This window comes from Streptomyces sp. TLI_105 (genome assembly GCF_900105415.1).
GTDB lineage: Bacteria > Actinomycetota > Actinomycetes > Streptomycetales > Streptomycetaceae > Streptomyces.
Genome location: NZ_FNSM01000001.1, coordinates 2,785,829 through 2,805,669, shown reverse-complemented (window position 1 = coordinate 2,805,669; position 19,841 = coordinate 2,785,829). Strand labels below are relative to the sequence as shown.

At 73.2% G+C, this 19,841-nt stretch carries 17 protein-coding genes; 11 read left to right on the top strand and 6 right to left on the bottom strand.

Going from position 1 to position 19,841, the window contains the following annotated elements:
* The first annotated feature begins 44 nt into the window (after positions 1–44).
* Positions 45–794 carry a class I SAM-dependent methyltransferase gene (locus tag BLW86_RS12590; protein ID WP_093874122.1) on the top strand — a complete coding sequence of 250 codons (750 nt, stop codon included), beginning with the start codon at positions 45–47 and terminating at the stop codon, positions 792–794.
* Between the two features lie 90 nt (positions 795–884).
* Here the strand turns inward: BLW86_RS12590 and BLW86_RS12585 are convergent, their stop codons facing one another.
* The 3 genes from BLW86_RS12585 to BLW86_RS12575 are packed head-to-tail and all read right to left on the bottom strand — an operon-like array spanning position 885 to position 3,596.
* Positions 885–1,652, bottom strand: a complete 768-nt coding sequence (locus BLW86_RS12585) for an amino acid ABC transporter ATP-binding protein (protein WP_093874121.1) — start codon at positions 1,650–1,652, stop codon at positions 885–887.
* Positions 1,649–2,599, bottom strand: coding sequence for an amino acid ABC transporter permease (locus BLW86_RS12580; RefSeq protein WP_093874120.1), 951 nt, complete (start codon positions 2,597–2,599; stop codon positions 1,649–1,651). Before BLW86_RS12580 ends, BLW86_RS12585 begins: the two co-directional genes overlap by 4 nt.
* A gap of 31 nt (positions 2,600–2,630) precedes the next feature.
* Positions 2,631–3,596 carry an ABC transporter substrate-binding protein gene (locus BLW86_RS12575; RefSeq protein WP_093874119.1) on the bottom strand — a complete coding sequence of 322 codons (966 nt, stop codon included), beginning with the start codon at positions 3,594–3,596 and terminating at the stop codon, positions 2,631–2,633.
* Between the two features lie 535 nt (positions 3,597–4,131).
* Here BLW86_RS12575 and BLW86_RS12570 point away from each other — a divergent pair.
* The 3 genes from BLW86_RS12570 (at position 4,132) to BLW86_RS12560 (ending at position 7,974) form a co-directional block, all read left to right on the top strand.
* Positions 4,132–5,343, top strand: a complete 1,212-nt coding sequence (locus tag BLW86_RS12570) for an NAD(P)-dependent malic enzyme (protein ID WP_093874118.1) — start codon at positions 4,132–4,134, stop codon at positions 5,341–5,343.
* 198 nt (positions 5,344–5,541) lie between these two features.
* Entirely contained in the window at positions 5,542–6,507 is a 966-nt protein-coding gene (locus BLW86_RS12565; RefSeq protein ID WP_030688786.1) for a zinc-binding dehydrogenase, read from the top strand.
* 90 nt (positions 6,508–6,597) lie between these two features.
* Positions 6,598–7,974, top strand: a complete 1,377-nt coding sequence (locus BLW86_RS12560; protein WP_093874117.1) for a cellulase family glycosylhydrolase — start codon at positions 6,598–6,600, stop codon at positions 7,972–7,974.
* A 175-nt stretch (positions 7,975–8,149) separates the two neighbouring features.
* Here BLW86_RS12560 and BLW86_RS12555 read toward each other — a convergent pair whose 3' ends face one another.
* Positions 8,150–9,064, bottom strand: a complete 915-nt coding sequence (locus tag BLW86_RS12555) for a PadR family transcriptional regulator (protein ID WP_093874116.1) — start codon at positions 9,062–9,064, stop codon at positions 8,150–8,152.
* A 1-nt stretch (position 9,065) separates the two neighbouring features.
* A complete protein-coding gene (locus tag BLW86_RS12550; RefSeq protein WP_093874115.1) occupies positions 9,066–9,941 on the bottom strand; it encodes a DUF4097 family beta strand repeat-containing protein in 876 nt (291 codons plus the stop codon).
* A 160-nt stretch (positions 9,942–10,101) separates the two neighbouring features.
* Here BLW86_RS12550 and BLW86_RS12545 point away from each other — a divergent pair, with 160 nt between their 5' ends.
* Complete coding sequence (locus BLW86_RS12545) at positions 10,102–10,917, top strand: hypothetical protein (protein WP_093874114.1); 816 nt, start codon at positions 10,102–10,104, stop codon at positions 10,915–10,917.
* A 33-nt stretch (positions 10,918–10,950) separates the two neighbouring features.
* Here the strand turns inward: BLW86_RS12545 and BLW86_RS12540 are convergent, their stop codons facing one another.
* A complete protein-coding gene (locus BLW86_RS12540; RefSeq protein WP_024761804.1) occupies positions 10,951–11,136 on the bottom strand; it encodes a DUF6104 family protein in 186 nt (61 codons plus the stop codon).
* A gap of 100 nt (positions 11,137–11,236) precedes the next feature.
* On the opposite strand from BLW86_RS12540, the gene BLW86_RS12535 reads away from it, so the two are divergent.
* From BLW86_RS12535 to BLW86_RS12510, 6 genes are all read left to right on the top strand, one after another.
* Positions 11,237–11,710, top strand: a complete 474-nt coding sequence (locus BLW86_RS12535; protein ID WP_256341294.1) for a CU044_2847 family protein — start codon at positions 11,237–11,239, stop codon at positions 11,708–11,710.
* On the top strand, positions 11,707–13,728 hold the full coding sequence (locus BLW86_RS12530; RefSeq protein ID WP_093874113.1) for a VMAP-C domain-containing protein: 2,022 nt from the start codon (positions 11,707–11,709) through the stop codon (positions 13,726–13,728). Before BLW86_RS12535 ends, BLW86_RS12530 begins: the two co-directional genes overlap by 4 nt.
* Before the next feature lie 292 nt (positions 13,729–14,020).
* On the top strand, positions 14,021–15,037 hold the full coding sequence (locus BLW86_RS12525) for an AAA family ATPase (protein ID WP_093878631.1): 1,017 nt from the start codon (positions 14,021–14,023) through the stop codon (positions 15,035–15,037).
* A 7-nt stretch (positions 15,038–15,044) separates the two neighbouring features.
* Positions 15,045–18,179, top strand: a complete 3,135-nt coding sequence (locus BLW86_RS12520) for an SAV_2336 N-terminal domain-related protein (protein WP_093874112.1) — start codon at positions 15,045–15,047, stop codon at positions 18,177–18,179.
* A gap of 90 nt (positions 18,180–18,269) precedes the next feature.
* Positions 18,270–18,476 (top strand): hypothetical protein, encoded by a 207-nt coding sequence (locus tag BLW86_RS12515; RefSeq protein ID WP_256341293.1) that lies wholly within the window; start codon positions 18,270–18,272, stop codon positions 18,474–18,476.
* Positions 18,477–18,554: 78 nt separating this feature from the next.
* On the top strand, positions 18,555–19,832 hold the full coding sequence (locus BLW86_RS12510; RefSeq protein ID WP_177181637.1) for an aKG-HExxH-type peptide beta-hydroxylase: 1,278 nt from the start codon (positions 18,555–18,557) through the stop codon (positions 19,830–19,832).
* The last annotated feature ends 9 nt before the right edge of the window (positions 19,833–19,841 follow it).

Here is a 19,841-nt window from a genome sequence, read left to right as displayed (position 1 = left end):
CTGTTTCCCCTTCGAGGGTATTACGAAGGCGGGGAGGAACCACCATGACCGGAACCGACTGGGCGGCCTGGCAGCAGAGCTGGGACCGTCAGCAGGAGTGGTACATGCCGGACCGGGAGGAGCGGTTCGGCGTGATGCTCGACATGGTCGAGGCACTGGTGGGGCCGAAGCCCCGCGTCCTCGACCTCGCGTGCGGTACGGGAAGTATCACGAGCCGGGTGCTCCGGAGGTTCCCCGACGCGACCAGTGTCGGTGTCGACCTCGACCCGGCCCTCCTCGCCATCGCCGAAGGCTCCTTCGCCGGCGACGAGCGCGTCACCTTCGTCACCGCCGACCTCAAGGACCCCTCGTGGGCCGCGAGCCTGCCGTACGACTCGTACGACGCCGTCCTCACCTCCACCGCCCTCCACTGGCTCCACAGCGAGCCCCTGACGGCCCTCTACGGGCAGCTCGCCGGCCTCGTCCGCGACGGCGGGGTCTTCATGAACGCCGACCACATGATCGACGAGGCCACGCCCCGCATCAACGACGCCGAGCGCGGCCTGCGGCACGCCCGCATGGACCGGGAGAAGGCCGCCGGAGTCCTCGACTGGGCCGACTGGTGGGCCGTCGCCGCCAAGGACCCGGTCCTCGCCGAGCCCACCGCCCGCCGCTTCGAGATCTACGGCGAGCACGCCGACGGCGACGCCCCCTCCGCCCGCTGGCACGCCGACACCCTCCTCGCCGCCGGCTTCGGCGAGGCCCGGACGGTCTGGGCGTCGCCCTCCGACAGCCTCGTCCTCGCCGTGAAGTAGCCGCGATGCGCGAAAGGGGCGGTACGGGTCGTCCGTACCGCCCCTTTCCGTGCGTCTCACGGCACCGCACGTCTCACAGCACCGTGCGCCTCACAGCACCTTCGACAGGAACGCCTTCGTCCGGTCCTGCTGTGGGTTCCCCAGGACGTCCCGCGGGTTGCCCGACTCGACCACCACGCCGCCGTCCATGAAGACCAGCGAGTCGCCGACCTCCCGGGCGAAGCCCATCTCGTGCGTGACGACGATCATCGTCATGCCCGACTCGGCCAGGTCCCGCATGACGTCGAGGACGTCACCCACGAGCTCCGGGTCGAGCGCCGAGGTCGGCTCGTCGAAGAGCATCAGCTTCGGCTCCATCGCCAGCGCGCGGGCGATCGCCACGCGCTGCTGCTGGCCGCCGGAGAGCTGGGACGGGTAGTTGCCCATCTTGTCCCGCAGGCCGACCCGGTCGAGCAGGCGCTCGGCCCGCTCGCGCGCCACAGCCTTGGACTCGCCCTTCACCTGGATGGGCGCCTCCATGACGTTGGCCAGGGCCGTCATGTGCGGGAAGAGGTTGAAGCGCTGGAAGACCATGCCGATGTCACGGCGCTGGACCGCGACCTCGCTGTCCTTCAGCTCGTAGAGCTTGTCGCCCTTCTGCTTGTAGCCGACCAGCTGGCCGTCGACGGACAGTCGGCCGCCGTCGATGCGCTCCAGGTGGTTGATGCAGCGCAGGAAGGTCGACTTTCCGGAGCCGGAGGGGCCGACGAGGCAGAAGACCTCGCCGTTCTGCACCTCCAGGTCGATGCCGCGGAGGATGTGGGCCGCGCCGTAGGACTTGTGGACGCCCTCTGCCTTGACCATGGTCTGACCGGTCATGCCGATGCCTCCGGGGAACGCTTGAACGTGGTCAGGTTCGTCTTGACCCGCTGGAACGGAGTGGGCGGCAGGTTGCGCGTCGAACCGCGGGCGAAACGGCGCTCCAGGTAGTACTGGCCGATGCTGAACACGCTGGTCAGCGCCAGGTACCAGATGGAGGCGACGAACAGCATCTCCATCACGGCGCCGGCCGTGTTGCCGATGTTGGACGAGGCGCGCAGGAGTTCGGTGTACTGCACGGCCGAGACCAGGGACGAGGTCTTCAGCATGTTGATGAACTCGTTGCCCGTCGGGGGCACGATCACCCGCATGGCCTGCGGGAGCACGATGCGGCCCATGGTCTTCGTCTGGGACATGCCCAGCGCGTGCGCCGCCTCGGTCTGGCCCTCGTCGACCGACTGGATGCCGGCGCGGACGATCTCCGCCATGTAGGCGCCCTCGTTCAGACCGAGGCCGAGCAGGGCCACCATGAACGGCGTCATGACGTCCACGGTCTCGTTCTTGTAGATCGGCCCGAGGTTGATGTAGTGGAAGATCAGCGACAGGTTGAACCAGACGAGCAGCTGGACGTAGACCGGGGTGCCGCGGAAGAACCAGATGTAGAGCCAGGCGACCGCGCCGGTCACCGGGTTCTTGGAGAGCCGCATCACGGCGAAGACGATGCCGAGGACGAGGCCCAGCGCCATGGACGCGATGCTGATGATGATGGTGTTCCACATGCCGTCGATGACGGAGGGGTCGAACACCTTGTCCCACACCGTGTCCCAGACGACGTCGCCCTGGGAGAAGGCGAAGACGAGCCACCCGAGGAGTACGACGACCACGACGGCGCTGACCCAGCGGCCGTAGTGCCGCACGGGGATCGCTTTGATCGCCTCGTACGGGATGCCCGAGGGGGTGGGCCCGGCCGGAGCGGCGGCCGGGTCCTTGCTGATCTTGTCAGTCATGACGACTGCCCTTCAGTGGTACGAGGAGAGGTCACTTGCCGGCGTTGATCGTGGCCGACTTGACCGCGCTGCCCTCGACGTCCCACTTCTTCAGGACCTCCGCGTAGGAGCCGTCCTTGATGATCGCGTCGAGGGCTTCCTTGACGGCGTCGCGCAGCTGGGTGTTCTCCTTCGAGACGCCGATGCCGAAGAGGCCGACGTCGCTCTGGTTGCCGACGACCTCGAAGTCCTTGCCGCCGCCCGAGGTCTTCGCGATGTACGAGGCGACCGGGTAGTCGTTCAGGTCGGCGACCGCGCCGCCCGCCTTCACACGGGTCTGGGCCTCGGCGTCGGTGTCGAAGGCCTGGATGGTCAGCTTCTTGTCGCCGCACTTGGCGGCCTGCGCCTTGAAGGTGTCCTCGTAGATCGTGCCGCGCTGGACGGCGACGGTCTTGCCGCAGAGGTCGTCGAGGGAGTTGACGCCCTGCGGGTTGCCCTTCTTGACCAGCAGGGAGACGCCGGAGCTGAAGTAGTCGACGAAGTCGATGCCCTTGCCGATCTTCTTCCCGTTGTCGTCCAGGCCCTCCTGGCGCTTCTTGTTGTCCGTCATCGAGGACATGATCAGCTGCTGGCGGCCGGTGTAGATCGAGGTGATCAGGCCGTCGAAGGTACCCGAGACGAACTCGAGCTTGACGCCGAGCTGCTTGCTGAGGGCCTGCCCCAGGTCCGGGTCGACACCGACGATCTTGCCGCCGTCGGTGAACTCCATCGGGGCGTACGAGGCGTCCGTGCCGACCTTGATGACACCCGACTTCTGGATGTCGGCGGGCAGCTTCGAGAAGAGCGGGGCCTTGCTCGCGGCGGCCGAGGACGAGCCGCCTTCCGTGGTCGAGCCGCTCTCGGTCTGGTCGCCGCAGGCGGTCAGCAGCATCGAGCCGGCGACCGCGATGGCGGCGACCGCGGCAAGACGGGACGTGCGGGTCTTGGCGGTCGTACAGCGCGTGGAGCGTGCGGTCATGGTCGGGTTCCTCCGGCGTGTGAGGTGCTGCCAGGTGTCGCGTACACAACTTCGAGTGTCGCGACCTCGTGTGATTACGGCATCTTGCCATTCGGACTGCCACAAACCGACGGCCTCGGATGTCAAAATCGGATAACAGGTGACCCCGAAATCCCGACAGGCCGGTACATCGGGGCCGGATCTTCTGCGGAATCCCTTCCCTGTCACCGGAAAATCTGCGGTTCATCTCGCCATTCGGACGAGCGGAAGGCCGCCAATCGGGTGGGGCGATCATCTATCGGGACATGGGGTGACGTGTCGTTCTCCGTACCCGTCCGGATGCACTCGGTATGAGTCGCGTCACCGAACGGATATGAACTCGTCTGCGGTGCCGTCCGTCCGGTAAGAAGGATCCTTACACCCCTCATCCGGGGCTCAGGGCGCGTTGTGCGGCGCGCCCGCGCGGCTGCCAGACACGGCGGCCGCGGGACCCGCCCACCGCTCCACACCAGGAGCGGCCAACCCTCAAATGAAGCAGACTTAAGGGGTCAACCCAATGGCAGCGGAGATCGTCAATCCTCGCAACGACAGTGGTACGGACGGAGCTCCCGAAGAGCCCTTCGATCCTGTCTTCGCCCTTCACCGGGGCGGCAAGATGGCCGTGCAGGCCACCGTCCCCCTCCGGGACAAGGACGACCTGTCCCTCGCGTACACGCCCGGCGTCGCCAAGGTGTGCACCGCGATCGCCGAGCAGCCCGAGCTGGTCAACGACTACACCTGGAAGTCCCAGGTCGTCGCCGTCGTGACCGACGGCACGGCCGTGCTCGGCCTCGGCGACATCGGCCCGGAGGCCTCCCTCCCGGTCATGGAGGGGAAGGCCATCCTCTTCAAGCAGTTCGGCGGCGTGGACGCGGTCCCGATCGCCCTGGCCACCACCGACACCGACGAGATCGTCGAGACCGTCGTCCGGCTCGCCCCGTCCTTCGGCGGCGTGAACCTGGAGGACATCTCGGCCCCGCGGTGCTTCGAGATCGAGCGCAAGCTCCAGGAGCGCCTCGACATCCCGGTCTTCCACGACGACCAGCACGGCACCGCCATCGTCACCCTCGCGGCCCTGCGCAACGCGGCGAAGCTGACCGGCCGGACCCTCGGCGACCTGCGCGGTGTCATCTCCGGCGCCGGTGCGGCCGGTGTGGCCATCGCGAAGTTCCTCCTCGAGGCCGGCCTCGGCGACGTCTGCGTCGCCGACCGCAAGGGCATCGTCAGCCGCGACCGCGAGGACCTCACGGACGTCAAGCGCGAGATCGCCGAGCTCACGAACAAGGCGGGCCTCACCGGCTCCCTGGAGAGCGCCCTGGCCGGCGCGGACGTCTTCATCGGCGTCTCCGGCGGTACGGTCCCCGAGGCGGCGGTCGCCGCCATGGCGCCGAACGCCTTCGTGTTCGCCATGGCCAACCCGAACCCCGAGGTCCACCCCGACGTCGCGCACAAGTACGCGGCCGTCGTGGCGACCGGCCGTTCGGACTACCCGAACCAGATCAACAACGTCCTCGCGTTCCCCGGCATCTTCGCCGGCGCGCTCCAGGTCCGGGCCTCCCGGATCACCGAGGGCATGAAGATCGCCGCGGCCAACGCCATCGCGGACGTGGTGGGCGACCAGCTCGCCGCCGACTGCGTGATCCCGTCGCCGTTCGACGAGCGGGTCGCCCCGGCCGTCGCGGCCGCGGTCGCCGCCGCCGCCCGCGCCGAGGGCGTCGCCCGCCGCTGACGCGCGCACCCGCCGACGCGCGCCCCTCGCCGGCGCGCCCCGGGCACCCCGAAGGGCCCCGTTCCGATCACCGGGACGGGGCCCTTCGGCGTGCGGGGCATACGGGAGGTGGGGACGTCGGCGCGTGCTGTCCAGGCGACACGGGTCACACGGGTGCGTGGTTCCGTCGTGTACCGGCGGCGGCCTAGGGTCGGGGCCATGTTCGCTGCCTACGCTGCCCGAATCGACCGCGACCAGCCCCTGAACGGCCTCGAATTGGGCGAACGCCCCGAACCCGAGGCGCGGCCCGGCTGGACCACCGTCACCGTCAAGGCCGCCTCGCTCAACCACCACGACCTGTGGTCGCTGCGCGGGGTCGGACTGCCCGAGGAGAAGCTGCCGATGATCCTCGGCTGCGACGCCGCCGGCATCGACGAGGACGGCAACGAGGTCGTCCTGCACTCCGTCATCGGCCAGACGGGCCACGGCGTCGGTCCTGACGAGCCCCGGTCCATCCTCACCGAGCGCTACCAGGGCACCTTCGCCGAGCGGGTGACCGTCCCCAGCTGGAACGTGCTGCGCAAGCCGAAGGAGCTGTCCTTCGAGGAGGCCGCCTGCCTCCCCACCGCCTGGCTGACCGCCTACCGCATGCTCTTCACCAACGCCGGCGTGCGCCCCGGCGACTCCGTGCTCGTGCAGGGCGCGGGCGGCGGCGTCGCCACCGCCGCGATCGCCCTCGGCAAGGCGGCCGGCCTGCGGGTCTTCGCCACCAGCCGCGACGAGGCCAAGCGCAAGCGGGCCGTCGAGCTCGGCGCCGTCGAGGCGTACGAGCCGGGCGCGCGGCTCCCGCAGCGCGTGGACGCCGTCATCGAGACCGTCGGCGCCGCCACCTGGTCGCACTCGGTCAAGTCGCTGCGCCCCGGCGGCACGCTCGTCATCTCGGGCGCCACGAGCGGCGACCGTCCCTCGCACGCCGAGCTGACCCGGATCTTCTTCCTGGAGCTGAAGGTCGTCGGCTCGACGATGGGCTCCAAGGACGAGCTGGAGGACCTCCTGTCGTTCTGCGCGGCGACGGGCCTCCGGCCGGTGATCGACGAGGTGCTGCCGCTGGACCGGGCGCGGGAGGGCTTCGAGAAGATGGCCTCCGGCGAGCTCTTCGGAAAGATCGTCCTGAAGACCTCGTGACGACCCCTTGATGACTCGTCAGTACTGCTGATGGGATCTCCGGCACGCGAAACGTGAACATCTCTCACTTCCTCGTGCCGGAGGTCCTCCTTGCTGCGAACGCGAACCACCCTCGCGGCGACCCTCGTCGTCGCCGCCCTGCTCGCCCCGACGGCCGCCCACGCGGAGCCGGCGGAGACCGGCATCCCCGTCCTCACCGACGAGCACGGCCGCGCGCTCACCCTGCGCGGCTGGAACGTCGAGGACAAGGCCGGTCGAGGCGACGCCGCCCTCTCCGCGATCACCGAGAAGCACTTCCGCGACCTGCGGGCCAAGGGCTTCGACTTCGCCCGTCTGCTCGTCTTCTGGGACGACCTGGAGCCCCGCCCCGGCCGGTACAGCCAGACCTACCTGCGGAAGATCGAACGCATCCTGGACTGGGCCGAGAAGTACGACGTCAAGGTCCTCATCGACGCCCACCAGGACGTCTTCGGCCCCGCCTTCGGCCACCGGGGCATGCCGGCCTGGGCGACCAGGACCGACGGGCTGCCCTTCACCCCGCACCCGGACGACTGGTTCTCCGAGTACTTCGAGCCCGCCGTCCAGCGGGCCTTCACCCACCTGTACGAGGACGAGGACCTGAGGCGCGCCCAGGCCCGCATGTGGCGGGTGCTCGCCGACCGCTTCGAGGGCCACCCGGCCGTGCTCGGCTACGACCTCATCAACGAGCCGATGGGCGAGCTGCGGGAGGGCGAGGACCTGCCGACGGCGGCCCGACGCATCGAACGGGACCAGCTCACCCCCATGTACAACCGCCTCGCGGACGCGGTCCGTTCGGCCGACCGGGACGCCTGGGTCTTCGTCGAGCCGACCCCGATCGTCGGCGAGGGCGTGCCCACCGGACTGGGCAGGATCGACGACCCGAAGACCGTCTACGCCCCGCACTTCTACAACACCGGCATGGAGGCCGGCGCCGACTACGACCCCGCCGCCGGCTGGATCGAGAGCTACGAGCAGGCCGTCACCCTGTACCCCAAGGAGTACAAGGTGCCCGTGGTGGTGGGGGAGTGGGGACCGCTCAACAACTCCCTGCCGAACATGAACCGCTTCTACCGCGCGGCCATGGCCTCCCTGGGGCGCTACACCTCCGGCTGGGCGGGTTACGTGTGGTGCTACGGCGGCGGCTACTGCGCGGTGGACGGCGCCGGCGCCTTCCGTACGAACAAGGAGCTGACCGCCGAGCCGTACGCGGAGGCGGTCGCGGGCACGGTCCGCTCCGCCGCGTACGACTCCGGGGGCGGGGTCTACCGCCTGTCCTACGACGCGGCCGGCCGGCGCGGCCCCCGCGTCACCGAGCTCTCCCTCCCGCCCGGCGACTGGCGGATCACCGCCCGCGGCGCCGCGCTGGTGCTCCGCAAGGACCGCGGCAGGGCTTCGATCCTCGCGACCCCCGGCGCCCGAGTGACGGTCACGGTCGCCCGGGGCTGAGGGGCCCGGGGCGAGGGCGGGACCGGGGTTGGGGTTGGCGTCGGACCCGGGCTCGGGGGCCGGAGTTGGGGTTGCCGTCGGACCCGGGCTCGGGGCGGGGGTGATGCCGGGAGCAGGGCCGGGATGAGGGGCCCGGACCCGGCGCGCGCCACTCGAACCATCCTTGGCCGCCCCCTCAGGCCTTTCGTTCCGGGTGGAGCAGGGTCGTGATGCGGGTCGCCGCTGCGGACAAGTGGCTGCGTGCTTCGGTGAGTTGGGACTCGGTCACGCCGTGGTCGCGGGCTGCGTCGCGGATCTCGTCGCGGAAGCGGTCGAGGAGGCGGTCGAGGTCGCGGGTTGGGTCGCCCGAGCTCGCCGTGTCCCGCGCCCACTCCGGGGTCTCGCCGGCCGGGGTCTCGTCGACCGGGGCCTTCGTGAACGGCGGCTCCGGCGACGCGGCCTTCGGGTGGGTCGTGCCCGTCACCAGGTCGCCGAGCTGGGCCGTGATGCCCGAGATCCCCTCCCAGACCCCCTTGGGCCAGTCGCCCCGCGAGAACCGGTCCTGCACCTCCTCCTGCACCTGCTGGGCGATCCGCTGGAACTCCTTCGCCTGCCGGCGCGCCGAGCGGGCCTCCTCGCGGGCCTCGCGGGCCTGCTGCTTCCACTCCTGCCTGACCCGGCGCAGCTCCTCCTTGGCCTCGGCGAACGAGGAGGGGTCCGCCGCGCGGGTCCGGCCCGCGGCCGCGCGCATCTCGCTGCGCACCCGGCCGGCCGCGCCCCGCACGTCGTCGCGGATCTCCGCCGCCAGCTCCGATACCGACTCGCGGATCTCCCGCTCCAGGTCGTCCAGTTCGGCCCCGCGCCCGGCCAGCTCGGTGCGGCCGGCGTCGGTGATCGAGTAGACCTTGCGGCCCCCCTCGCTGGCGTGGGTCACGAGACCCTCGGCCTCCAGCTTGGCGAGGCGCGGATAGACCGTGCCCGCCGAGGGGGCGTACAGCCCCTGGAAGCGCTCCTCCAGGAGCCGGATCACCTCGTACCCATGGCGCGGGGCCTCGTCGAGCAGCTTGAGGAGGTAGAGACGGAGGCGTCCGTGGGCGAAGACGGGCGGCATGTCAGAGCACCTTTCCGGTCGTGGAGGGGGCGGACGAGGGGGCGGCGTCGCCGTCCTCCTCGGACTCGGGGCGGCGGAGCAGGGCGATGGAGCCGGAGACGGTGGTCGCCTTGAGCGTCCCCCGGCCCGAACCGAGGGTGCCGGTGATGGACTTGGCGCCCCACTGGCCTCCCACCCGCAGGTCCTCGAAGGCGTTCGACACGGCGCCGCTCGTGGTGCTCGCCTCGACCCGGGCGTCGGCCGGGTGCGGGAGCCGGATGGCGACCTCGCCGGAGACGCTGGTGAGCCGGATGTCGGCGGGGGGACCGCCGACCCGGCCCGGGTCGAGGTCGATGACCATGTCGCCGCTGACGGTGTCGGCCTTCACGGAGGAGCCCGAGCCCTCGATCACCGTCACGTCGCCGGTCACGGAGTTGACGCGCAGCGCGCCGGTGACCGACTGGGCCTCCAGGTTCCCCGAGACGGTCTCGGCCCGGACCGGGCCCGAGAGTCCGAGGAGGGTGGTGTCGCCCGTGACGCCGCGCACCTCCGTACGCCCTCTGATCCCCGTGACGACCGCTTCGGCGCCGACCACGCCCACCTCGACGTCGACACCCGCGGGGACGGCGACGGAGACGACGGCCCGACGCCGGTACTCCTTGCGCTCGAACCACTTGAGGATGCTCTTCCACTGCAGGTCCTCGTAGGTCACGGTCAGCGTGGAGCCGTCCTGCGTCACGATCAGGGGCGGGCCCTCGATCTCGGAGACCTCCACGCGGGCGGAACTCTCGTCCGTCCCCACCACGTTCACCGTGCCGTTGACGATGCGGACCTGCAGCAGCGTCACGGGGTCGGCCGGAGCCAGCTTCGTCGGCTCGGTGACGGACCACTCTGTCATGGTGCTGACCTCCCGTATCGGCAACGCAACATATCGCGTCTCTCGAAAGACACGATATATCGCGGCCTTGCGAAGTCAACCCTGACTCATCCCTCACTCACCCCTGACAGGGGCGGGGTGATTGCCGCCATATACGGATAAATTGCCCTAGCGTGGGGCCATGAACGCGACACCCGGACCGCACTCCGCCGGAGCCCTGCTGCTCTGCCGCGGCGAGCCGCCGGAGGTCCGGCCGCCGGCCCGGCTCCTCCGGGAACAGCTGCTCCTCGCCCCCGCGGGCGCCGAGTGGACCGTGCTCGTACCGGAGGGGAAGCCCTGGCTGCACGGCGGGGAGTCCGTCGAGCAGGTCGTCACCGGCTGGGCCACCGCCCTCGCCGTCCCGGCCGGCGGCCGGCCCGTCGTCGCGCTCTGGTGGGACCGCGACCGCGCCGGCCTCACGCTCGCCGCCGGCTTCCGCCGCACGGTCGGCTACACCTGGCTCGCGGACGGCACCCCCGTCGGCGAGGACGAGGCCATGCGCACCTTCGCCGCCCGGCTCGCCCTCGATCCCGTCCTGGACGTGCAGGCCCTCGAACCGCTCACCGAGCCCGACCCGGACGCCGACGCCCACAGCCGTCTCGTCGGAGTCGTCGCCGTCCTCGCCCGCGCCGGACTCGCCCTGCCCGCCGGACTCGTCCCCGGCGAGAGCGCCGGCCGGCTCCGCTCCGCCGCCCTCGACCAGGGCGCCGAGCAACTCGAAGGACACGGTTGGCGCGACGCCGTGCGGGCGGAGCTGGACGTGGTGGAGAGCAGTCCCGTCGGCCCGTTCCTGCGCGGCCCCAAGGCGCGCGTACTGGGCGGGGCGCAGCTCCTCGTGGGGGTGCCGCTGCTGCTCTGGGGCGCGGGCCGACGCAGCGGCGGCTGGGCGACGGCCGGCGCGCTGCTCGTCGCGCACGGCGCGCTCGGGCTCGCCTACGACCGGCTGCGGGAGCGGTGACCGGGCCGCCGGGTCCGCCGCCGGGCGCGTCTTCTACTCGTCGTCGTCCTCGTCGTCGTCCAGACGGGCCAGCCAGGTCGCGAGGCGCTCGACCGGCACCTCGAAGTCGGGGTTGAGGTCGACGAACGTCCGCAGCTGCTCGGCGAGCCACTCGAAGGTGACCTCCTCCTCGCCGCGCCGCTTCTCCAGTTCCTCGATGCCACGGTCGGTGAAGTACATGCGATCAGGATAGGCCGTACCCCTCACATCCCCTGTCGCCCGTCAGCCCCACCGATTAGCCTTCTGGATCCAACATCGCTTCGGGGAGCGGGGGGCCGCTGTGGCACACGGGATCGCTCGGATTCGGCTGGACGACGGCACGCCCGTGTGGGCGCGGGTCAGCGACGCGGAGGAGCTCGGCCGGGGCGGCTTCCAGGACACCGGGGTCAGGGACCGGGTCGTCTCGATGGCCGGCGGGCTCACGGACGTGGTGCGCGGGGTCGTCGGCTCCCTGCGCGCCGGCCTCGACCCCCAGGGGCCGGTGGAGGTCGCCGTCAGCTTCGGCATCGAACTGTCGGCGCAGTCCGGCAAGGTGATCGGCGTCCTCGCGGACGGCGCGGGCAAGGCCTCCGTGAACGTCTCCCTCACCTGGACCGAACCGGGCCCGACGACCGAACCGGGCCCGACGACCGAACCGGGCCCGACGACCGGGCGTGCGGCGGAGTCCGCGCCCGGCTCCGCCGGGCCGGAGGCCGCGGAACAACGGCCGGGCATCGTCCCGCAGCGGCGTCCGGCGGCCGATGGCACCGCATGAGCGCCTTCGACGCTCTCGTGCGCCCCGCACTCGTACGCATCGGCGCTCCCGACAGCGGGTATGACCCGCACGGCGACCAGTTCTGGGGCACCGGCTTCTTCATCGCCCCCGGCTGGGTGTTGACGTGCGCCCATGTCGTGGCCGAGGGGGGTGGCGAGGTGTGGAGGAAAGAGCCGGCCGTCGGCATCACCTGGCAGGACGGCAGGACCACGCGCCGGTCCATCGGCACGGTGGTGCTCGCCCTGCCCCGGCCCGAGGACCCCGGCGTGCGCCCCGAGCCCTGGGGCTTCCCCGACGTCGCCCTCGTGCGCGTGCCCGGCACCGCCAAGGCCTCCTGCGTCCTGCTCGCCGAGCGGCCTCCGGCCCGGACCACCGAGGTGGGCCTGCACGGCTGGTCACGGGAGACCGGGGAGCTGGGCATCCGCCAGGTCCACGGCCGGCTCAGCGGCGTCGACGCCCGGGCCCTCGTGACGAAGGGCGTGCTGCCCGTCGAGGGCTGCTCCGGCGGCCCCGTCGTCGACGACCTCCAGGGCGCCGTGATCGGCTTCAACAAGGGACGGTGGTCCGACCAGGGCGCCCTCGTCCCCCTCACCGCCCTGCGCCGCCTGCACGACGCTCCCGGGGGTCGGTTCTGGGCCGAGGCCCTGCGTGACCACGACCGCCACCACCTCGACCACTACCTCCGGTCGCTGGAGGACGGATCCGACTGGACGCGCGCGCAGAAACAGCTCGGCGGCCCGCACCCGTTGAGCCCGAACCTGCGCACCCGGCTGCGGGGACAGCTCGCCGCCCTGCCGCCGCCGATCAACCCCGGCGAGATCATGGACCTGGTCGACCGGGTCAAGGCCTGGATCAGGAACACCACGGCCCCGGACGCGTTCGAGGACGACCCGCGCACGTGGAGCGAGGGCGCAGCCCTGCTGTACGGGCTGCGCGCGCCCGACCGCAGCGATCCGGGCGACCCCGGCCTCGACGCCGTGCTCCTGTACGCGGCCCATGTCCTCCGGCGGGTTTCCGGGCGCCCCGGCGGTCTGGGCGACGAGGCCGCCTTCCGGGGCTGGCTCATCGACCGGGCCGCCGACGCGGGCCCGTTCCTCCGCCGTGAGATCGACGACCTGATCGGCTCCGGCATCGCCGACGTCCGCGAGCGCCGGGCACGCGCGGACGTGCTCCTGGAGATCGACACGCCCCGCTGGGACCGGCGCTACCCCTGGCGGGTGAAGCTGCTCCGCGACGGACACATGGTCACCCCGCTCCACGGCGACGACCGCGGCGTCGAGCGGGCCGAGCTCAGGAAGACCCTGCGCGGGCCGCTCGCCGAGGCCCTCCGGCTCGGCGACAACGGGCCGTACCTGGCCTCCGTGGAGGCGGTGCTGCCGCGCGAGCTCTTCGACGAGCCGCTCGACACCTGGCGGCTCGAACCCCCGCAGGGCCCCGACGAGGAGCGGGGGTCCACCACCCTCGGGCAGCGCCGCATCGTGGTCATCAGGGACGCCCGGCGCCACGGCAGACCGCCGTCGCCCGAGTGGCGGGAGCGTTGGGCGGCCGGGGAACGAGGGCCGCTGCGCGCGGTCCCGCTGCGCGCCGAGGTGCCCGGCGCGGGCCCGGACGCCCACACCCCGCGCGTGCGCCGGGAGACCTGGGCGAAAACGTACGACCGGCTCCGCGAGGCCCAGGGCGGCACCGTTCCCGTCTACTGCGGCCCGGTGGGCAGCGGCGACGGGCTCATGGCGATGAACGCGGCCCTGGCCGCCGGCCACCCGCTGGCCCTCTGGCGGACCGGTGCCCACGACCACACCGACTGCGCGGCCTTCCACGTGGAGGCGGACTGGATGCTCGCGGACGCGCGCACGGCCCAGGGGCTCGGCGAGCCCGTCCGCTCCCTGCGCGCCCTGGCGCCGGAGCGGGCCGACCTCGCCTGGGCCGAGACCATCGCCGTCCTGTACGACCCGCCCGACCGCCCGCCGCCCGCCGGCCGCCTGGAGGCCCCGCCGCTGCTCGGCGAGGAGGACCCGTGAGTCCGGCGGAGCGCGCCTCCGGCCAGGGCCGCTTCGTGAGTCCGGCGCAGCGCGTCCCCGGCCCGAGCCGCCTCGTGAGCCCGGCGGCTTCCGGCCCGGGGCGCCCCGTGAGTCCGGCGGCTTCCGGCCCGGGCCGCCTCGTGAGCCCGGCGGCTCCCGGCCAGGGCCGCCTCATGAGTCCGGCGGCTCCCGGCCCCGTCCCGGACGACCGGTTTGGGGGTCGGCAGGGGCGGTCCCCGAGCAGTACGTTCGGAGGGCCCGGCCAGCACACCACAGCCAGAAGGAGTTCATGGTGAACGATTGGCGGATCTACCGTGGGGCCGGGCATCCGCACGACGAGATACGGCGCCTGCCCGCCCCGCCGCCCTGGCGTGACTTCTCGACGGGCGGCGCCGACGACACCCTCGCCGGCTCCGACCGACGGCTCGGCGTCAAGCGCAGACTCGTCCAGAACCACCACCCCCGGCCCGCCGAGACCGACGCGGTCAACGCCGCCCTGTACCTGCGGCGCCCGCTCCTCGTCACCGGCAACCCCGGCACCGGCAAGTCCACCCTCGCGCACGCCGTCGCCCACGAGCTGCGCCTCGGCCGCGTGCTGCGCTGGCCCATCGTCAGCCGCTCCACCCTCCAGGACGGCCTCTACCGGTACGACGCCATCGGCCGCCTCCAGGACGTGCAGCTGGAGCGCGCCCAGACAGGGGCGCCCGGCTCCGCGGCCGCGGCCCCGGCCGGCATCGGCTCGTACATCCGGCTCGGACCGCTCGGCACCGCGCTGCTCCCCTCCGAGCAGCCCCGGGTGCTGCTCATCGACGAGCTCGACAAGAGCGACCTCGACCTGCCCAACGACCTCCTGAACGCGCTGGAGGAGGGCGAGTTCGCCATCCCCGAGCTGGAGCGGCTCGCCGACCGGGAGCCCGTCGTCGAGGTGCTCAGCGACGACGGCCGCAAGGTGCCGGTGTACGGCGGCCGGGTCCGCTGCACCACCTTCCCCTTCATCGTGCTCACCTCCAACGGCGAACGGGACTTCCCGGCCGCCCTGTTGCGCCGCTGCATCCGCCTGGAGCTCGAACCGCCCGGCGAGGAGCAGCTCGGCGCGATGATCGAGGCCCACCTCGGGACCGACGCCGCCGCCGGCGACGGCGAACAGGGCCTCGTCCAGCGGTTCCTGAACCGCGAGCCGGGCGAGGTCATCGCCACCGACCAGCTGCTCAACGCGCTCTACCTCACCCAGCACGCCTCCCGCGCCGAACGGGTGACCAGGGAACGCATCGCGGACATGCTCATGCAGCCGCTCGATCAGCCGAGGTGATGACCGGATGCACCGGACGCACCGGATGCCTCTGGAGGAGCTGACCCGCAGACTGCGGGCGGGCGGGGCGGACCCGTCCGCCGAGGCGGTCGCGGACGCGCTCTGGCTTTCCCAGTGGCTGCCGGAACCGGAGACACCTGATCCGGAGCCGCCGTCCCGCGCGGACGACAGGAGCACGGAGACCGCCCGGCCCACCGACGAGGGGCGAGATCCGGCCAATCGAGAGGAGACGCCCGCACGTACGCCCGCACGCCCGCCCCAGCGCACCGGAAGCCACGAGTCCGTCGCCCTCCACATGCGCTCCGGAGCCGCCCCGGCGGACGGAGCGCACGGCGGCGCGGGCGGGGGGACGCGACGGGGCGCCGCCCTGCCCGTCCGCGCGCCCGGAGCCAACGCCCTGCCCGGACTCCTCGGCCTGCAGAAGGCCCTGCGCCCGCTGCGGGGGTACGCGCCCGCCCCGTCCCGCCCCGACGAGGGCACCCTCGACGAGGAGGCCACCGCCGAACGCAGCGCCGCCGCGGGCATCCTGACGCCCGTCCTGCGCCCCGCCGCCGGCCGCCGCCCCGACATCCAGCTCCTCATGGACACCGGCCCCGCCATGGTCGTCTGGGACCGCATGGTCGAGGAGCTCCGCCAGGCCTGCCAGCAGTCCGGCGCCTTCCGCGACGTCCAGGTGCACCGCCTGTACGACACCGGCGAAGGCCCCCCGCTCGTCACCACCACCTCCGGCGCCGACGGCCGCCCCCGGCTCCGTCCCGTCGACCAGCTCCACGACCCCACCGGGCGCCGCTTCACCCTCGTCGTCAGCGACTGCGTCGGACCCCTCTGGCAGCGCGGCGCCGCCCAGCGCTTCCTGCGGCAGTGGCCCCGCCACTCCCCGCTCGCCCTCGTCCAACCGCTGCCGCCGCGCCTCTGGCCGCGCACCGCCCTCCCCGCCGAACCGGGCACCTTCCAGCGCTCCACGCGCCCCGGGGGCCCCGCCGCCTTCCGCTCCGACGACGAACCCTGGGCGGTTCCCGACCCGGCCAGGCAGGCCGTTCCCGTGCTCACCCCCACCCCCGAGGCCTTCGCCTCCTGGGCCCGGCTCCACACCGGCCACGGCGGCGGCACCGTCCGCGGCTGGGCCGCCTGGCTCGCCCCCGAGCCGACGCGGCCGCCGACGCCCCGGACACCCCGCGTGCCGCGCGGCGACGAGGAACTCCTGCGCGCCTTCCGGGCGGGCGCCTCCCCGGGGGCGCTCCGGCTCGCCGTCCATCTCGCGGCGGCCCCGCTCACCCTCCCCGTCATGCAGCTCGTCCAGCGCGCCATGCTGCCCGACACCGGGCCGATGGAGCTGGCCGAGGTCCTGCTCAGCGGACTCCTGCGCCGGCTTCCCGGCCCCGCCCCGTACCCCTGCTTCAGCTATCCGCCAGGCGTCCAGCAGCTTCTCCTCGGCTCGCTCGATCCAGGCGCCGCCGCCCTCGTCCTCAAGCACTGCTCGGCCTACGTGGAGCGCAACTTCGGCCAGGGCATGCGCAACTTCCCGGCGCTCGCCGCCGCCCGCCTCGCCGGCCACGACCCCGCCGCGGACGCCGGGGCCGGCCCCGGCGCGACGCCCGACGAGACCGACGAACCCACCAGGCGCGAGGGCGCCGAGGCGGAACTGTTCGCCCGCATCCCCGCGCGCGTGCTCCGCTTCTACCACCCCGACCTCGTCACCCCCGACCCCCTCACCGAAGCCCGCCGCCTCCTCGAACAGGGGCGCGCCCAGTCCGACCCCGCCCTCCTCTCCGCCGCCCGAGAACGCGCCGAGGAGGCGCTTCCGACCGCGCCCGTCGAGGCCCGGGTCGTCCTCGGCCGCATCATGTACGCGGAGGCGGGCACGGGGGCCGCCCGGCGTGCGGGACGTCGCAGCGAACTCCTCGCCCGGGCAGCCGACATCCTCGTCCACGCCGCGGAGCTGGCCCGGCTCGGAGACGACCACTGGGCCGAGGCCCGCCTCGAACGGGCCGTCGTCCATCACGCCCTGTGGCAGGAGACCGAGGACCCGCGGCAGCTCGACGCCGCCCTCACCGCGCTCGCCGAGGACGCGGACCGGTGGCCTCCGGCCGCCCGGCCCACCCTGCACCTGCGCCGGGGACGGCTGCTCCTGGCACGCGGCGACGGCGCCGCGGCGGCCGAGGAGCTCACCGCGGCCCTCGCCCTCGGGGAGAGTGCCGCCGCTCTCCTCGACCTCGCCGACGCCCTGCACCTCGCCGAGGCCGGACCGGACCGCGTCGCCCCCGTCCTCGACCGTGCGGAAGCCCTCCTCGGCGACGGTCGCGCCCTGAGGCTGCGCCACGCCACCGCGCGCGCCCGCCTGTACGAGGCGGTCGGCGACGGGCCGGCCGCCGACGAGGCGTACGAGCAGGCCACCCTGCTCACCCCCGCCGAGGGCGAGCAGCGCGGGCGGCTCCTGCTCACCTGGGGGGAGTCCCTGCTGCGCCGCGCCGCCGCCGGCACCGGGTCCCGGCCGGTCGACCGCGCCGAGTCCGTGCTGCGCGAGGCCCTCACCTGCCTCCCCGCCGGCGCCGCCGCCCGCGAGCGGACCCGGATCCTCATCGGCAGCGTGCTCGCCCTGCGCTTCGACCGCGCCGGGTTCCTGCCGGACCTGTACGAGAGCCGCCACCTCCTCGACGAGGCCCTCCGCGCCACCCGCGACCCGGAGACCCGGGCCGAGGTCTGGCTTCAGCTGGGCTGGGTGCAACTGCAGCTGAGCGAGGCCGCGCGGGACGGGCAGCTCGTCGGCGCCCTCACCGCCTTCCGGCGCGCCGCCGACGACACCCGCGCCGTCCGCGGCGACACCCCCGGCACGGTCACCCTGGCGCGGGCGCTCCACGCCCAGGGCGCGGCGCTGTACCTGATGGACCGCGTCGGCGAGGCCGCGACGGTCCTGGAGGAGGCCGCCGAGCAGTGGCGACGGCTGGACGGCGTGCTGGTGGCGGTGGACTGGGCGGACGTGGAGCGGACCCGGGCCCTGCTCGCCGAGGTCGGTGCCGACCCCCGCCCGCGGCCGGACCGCTTCTCCCGCGAGGAACGGCGCCGGATCGCGCCGCCCTGGTGGGCGTGGCGCGAAGGGGAGGCTGAACGGCTTGATAACGGGGGCGCGCATGGGCGCAGTTGAGTCGAACGGGTTTCCGCCTTTGGGGCGTCGGGAAGAACCGCTCCGCCGCTACGACCGTGGGGGACAAGGGTCGGTGAGGAGGAGCCGAGGGTGTTGGAGCACACGAAGCGGGTCGCAGGCGTCGACGGGGGCGGCGAACGGCCATGGCGCTTCCCCGACCTCACCGGTGTGGACCTGCGGACCTTGCGCCTCACGGACGATCCAGAGCTGGCGGCCGCCGTCGAACGGGTGCTCTGGCACCCGCAGGAGCTGGCCGATTCCTGGGCGGAGACCGCCGGGGACAGGGTCCACGGCTGACCTCCGGTGGAGTGGCCGCGCCGACCGGCCGTTTTCGGTCAGATGCGCACCACCCGCCGTAGGCCCGTGGAGGCGGGAATGAACACCGCGCCCCTGCCCGCGCCCGTCCTCGCCCGACTGGCCCGGCTCAGCCCCGCCCCGGAAGGGCTCACGCTGCTGCGGTCCGCCCTGCACGCCCGGCGGTTGCTGCTCCTCAAAGCGCTCCTGGTGCGCGTCCACCGGCACCGGGCGTCCGTCGAACCGGGCGCGCTCGGTCGGTTCGAGCGCGCCTGGGAACTGCTCGAACGGGTCGAGCGGCGCCATCCCACCGTGGTCCGGGACGTCCTCGACTACCCGACGACCGGGGCCTGGCTGGCCGGGGCGCTCGCCGAGCCCGCCGGACCCGCCTTCGACGGGCTGCTCGGCCACCTCGACAACCTCGCGGTCACCGCCGCCCTGCGTGGCGGCGGCCCGCTCGACCTGACCGTGGAAACCCCGGACGGCCTGCTGTCGCTGCCCGGCGTGGGCCGGCTGAGGGTGGCCGCGGACCGCGTCCGGATCAGCGCCGGAGAGCGGACCGTACGGTTCCACCCGGACGGCACCCGCCACGCCGCACCCGCCGTTCTGACCCTGACCGGCCGGCGCCACGGGGTGCTCACGGGCCGCGGGCCCGGCTGGCGCGCGGTCCGCCCGCTGCCCCGCAGCGCCGCGCGCCTGGACGACCTCGACCCGTACCGGGTGCCGTCCGGCGCGGGCGGCGGCACGGTGGTCATCGCCGCCGACCCCGCCGACACCGATCACGCCGCCTGGTCCGCCACCTGGCGCGCGGCCCAGGACCTCCTCGGCCGTACGGACCCGGGCCGGGCGGCCGAGGTGGCCCGTGGCGTCCGCGCGGTCGTCCCGGTCGTTCCGTGCGGACCCCGCCACCTGGGTGCCACACTGAGCGCCGCCCCCGGAGCCGTACTGACCTCACTGCCCGCCGAGGGGCAGGGGATGGCCGAGACGCTCGTGCACGAGCTGCATCACAGCAAGCTCGCGACGCTCCATGAACTCGCGCCGCTGTACGGCCCCGGGCGGGACGCCGTGCACCGGGTCGGCTGGCGGTCGGACCCGCGGCCCATCGCCGGTGTGCTGCACGGCGCCTACGCGCATCTGGCCCTGGCCGATCTGTGGAGGCGCGCGGTCACCGCCGAGGGGGTGCCGACAGCCTGGCGGTCCGCTGCCGGGCAACAGTTCGACGACATCCACGATCAGGTGGGCGGGGCACTGCGGATCCTGCTTGAATCCGATGAACTGACCGTGAGCGGGCGGCAGTTCGTTCTTCACATGAAACTGCACCACGCGAGCCTCGGCGCGACCCCCCTGGTCGCTGGGTAACACTGTGCC

Coding starts and splice junctions, on each gene's coding strand:
- BLW86_RS12520 (WP_093874112.1), top strand. CDS start 15,045: ATGCACCGGACGCACCGGATGCCTCTGGAGGAGCTGACCCGCAGACTG.
- BLW86_RS12550 (WP_093874115.1), bottom strand. CDS start 9,941: ATGACAGAGTGGTCCGTCACCGAGCCGACGAAGCTGGCTCCGGCCGAC.
- BLW86_RS12570 (WP_093874118.1), top strand. CDS start 4,132: ATGGCAGCGGAGATCGTCAATCCTCGCAACGACAGTGGTACGGACGGA.
- BLW86_RS12555 (WP_093874116.1), bottom strand. CDS start 9,064: ATGCCGCCCGTCTTCGCCCACGGACGCCTCCGTCTCTACCTCCTCAAG.
- BLW86_RS12530 (WP_093874113.1), top strand. CDS start 11,707: ATGAGCGCCTTCGACGCTCTCGTGCGCCCCGCACTCGTACGCATCGGC.
- BLW86_RS12565 (WP_030688786.1), top strand. CDS start 5,542: ATGTTCGCTGCCTACGCTGCCCGAATCGACCGCGACCAGCCCCTGAAC.
- BLW86_RS12540 (WP_024761804.1), bottom strand. CDS start 11,136: ATGTACTTCACCGACCGTGGCATCGAGGAACTGGAGAAGCGGCGCGGC.
- BLW86_RS12580 (WP_093874120.1), bottom strand. CDS start 2,599: ATGACTGACAAGATCAGCAAGGACCCGGCCGCCGCTCCGGCCGGGCCC.
- BLW86_RS12585 (WP_093874121.1), bottom strand. CDS start 1,652: ATGACCGGTCAGACCATGGTCAAGGCAGAGGGCGTCCACAAGTCCTAC.
- BLW86_RS12575 (WP_093874119.1), bottom strand. CDS start 3,596: ATGACCGCACGCTCCACGCGCTGTACGACCGCCAAGACCCGCACGTCC.
- BLW86_RS12510 (WP_177181637.1), top strand. CDS start 18,555: ATGAACACCGCGCCCCTGCCCGCGCCCGTCCTCGCCCGACTGGCCCGG.
- BLW86_RS12545 (WP_093874114.1), top strand. CDS start 10,102: ATGAACGCGACACCCGGACCGCACTCCGCCGGAGCCCTGCTGCTCTGC.
- BLW86_RS12590 (WP_093874122.1), top strand. CDS start 45: ATGACCGGAACCGACTGGGCGGCCTGGCAGCAGAGCTGGGACCGTCAG.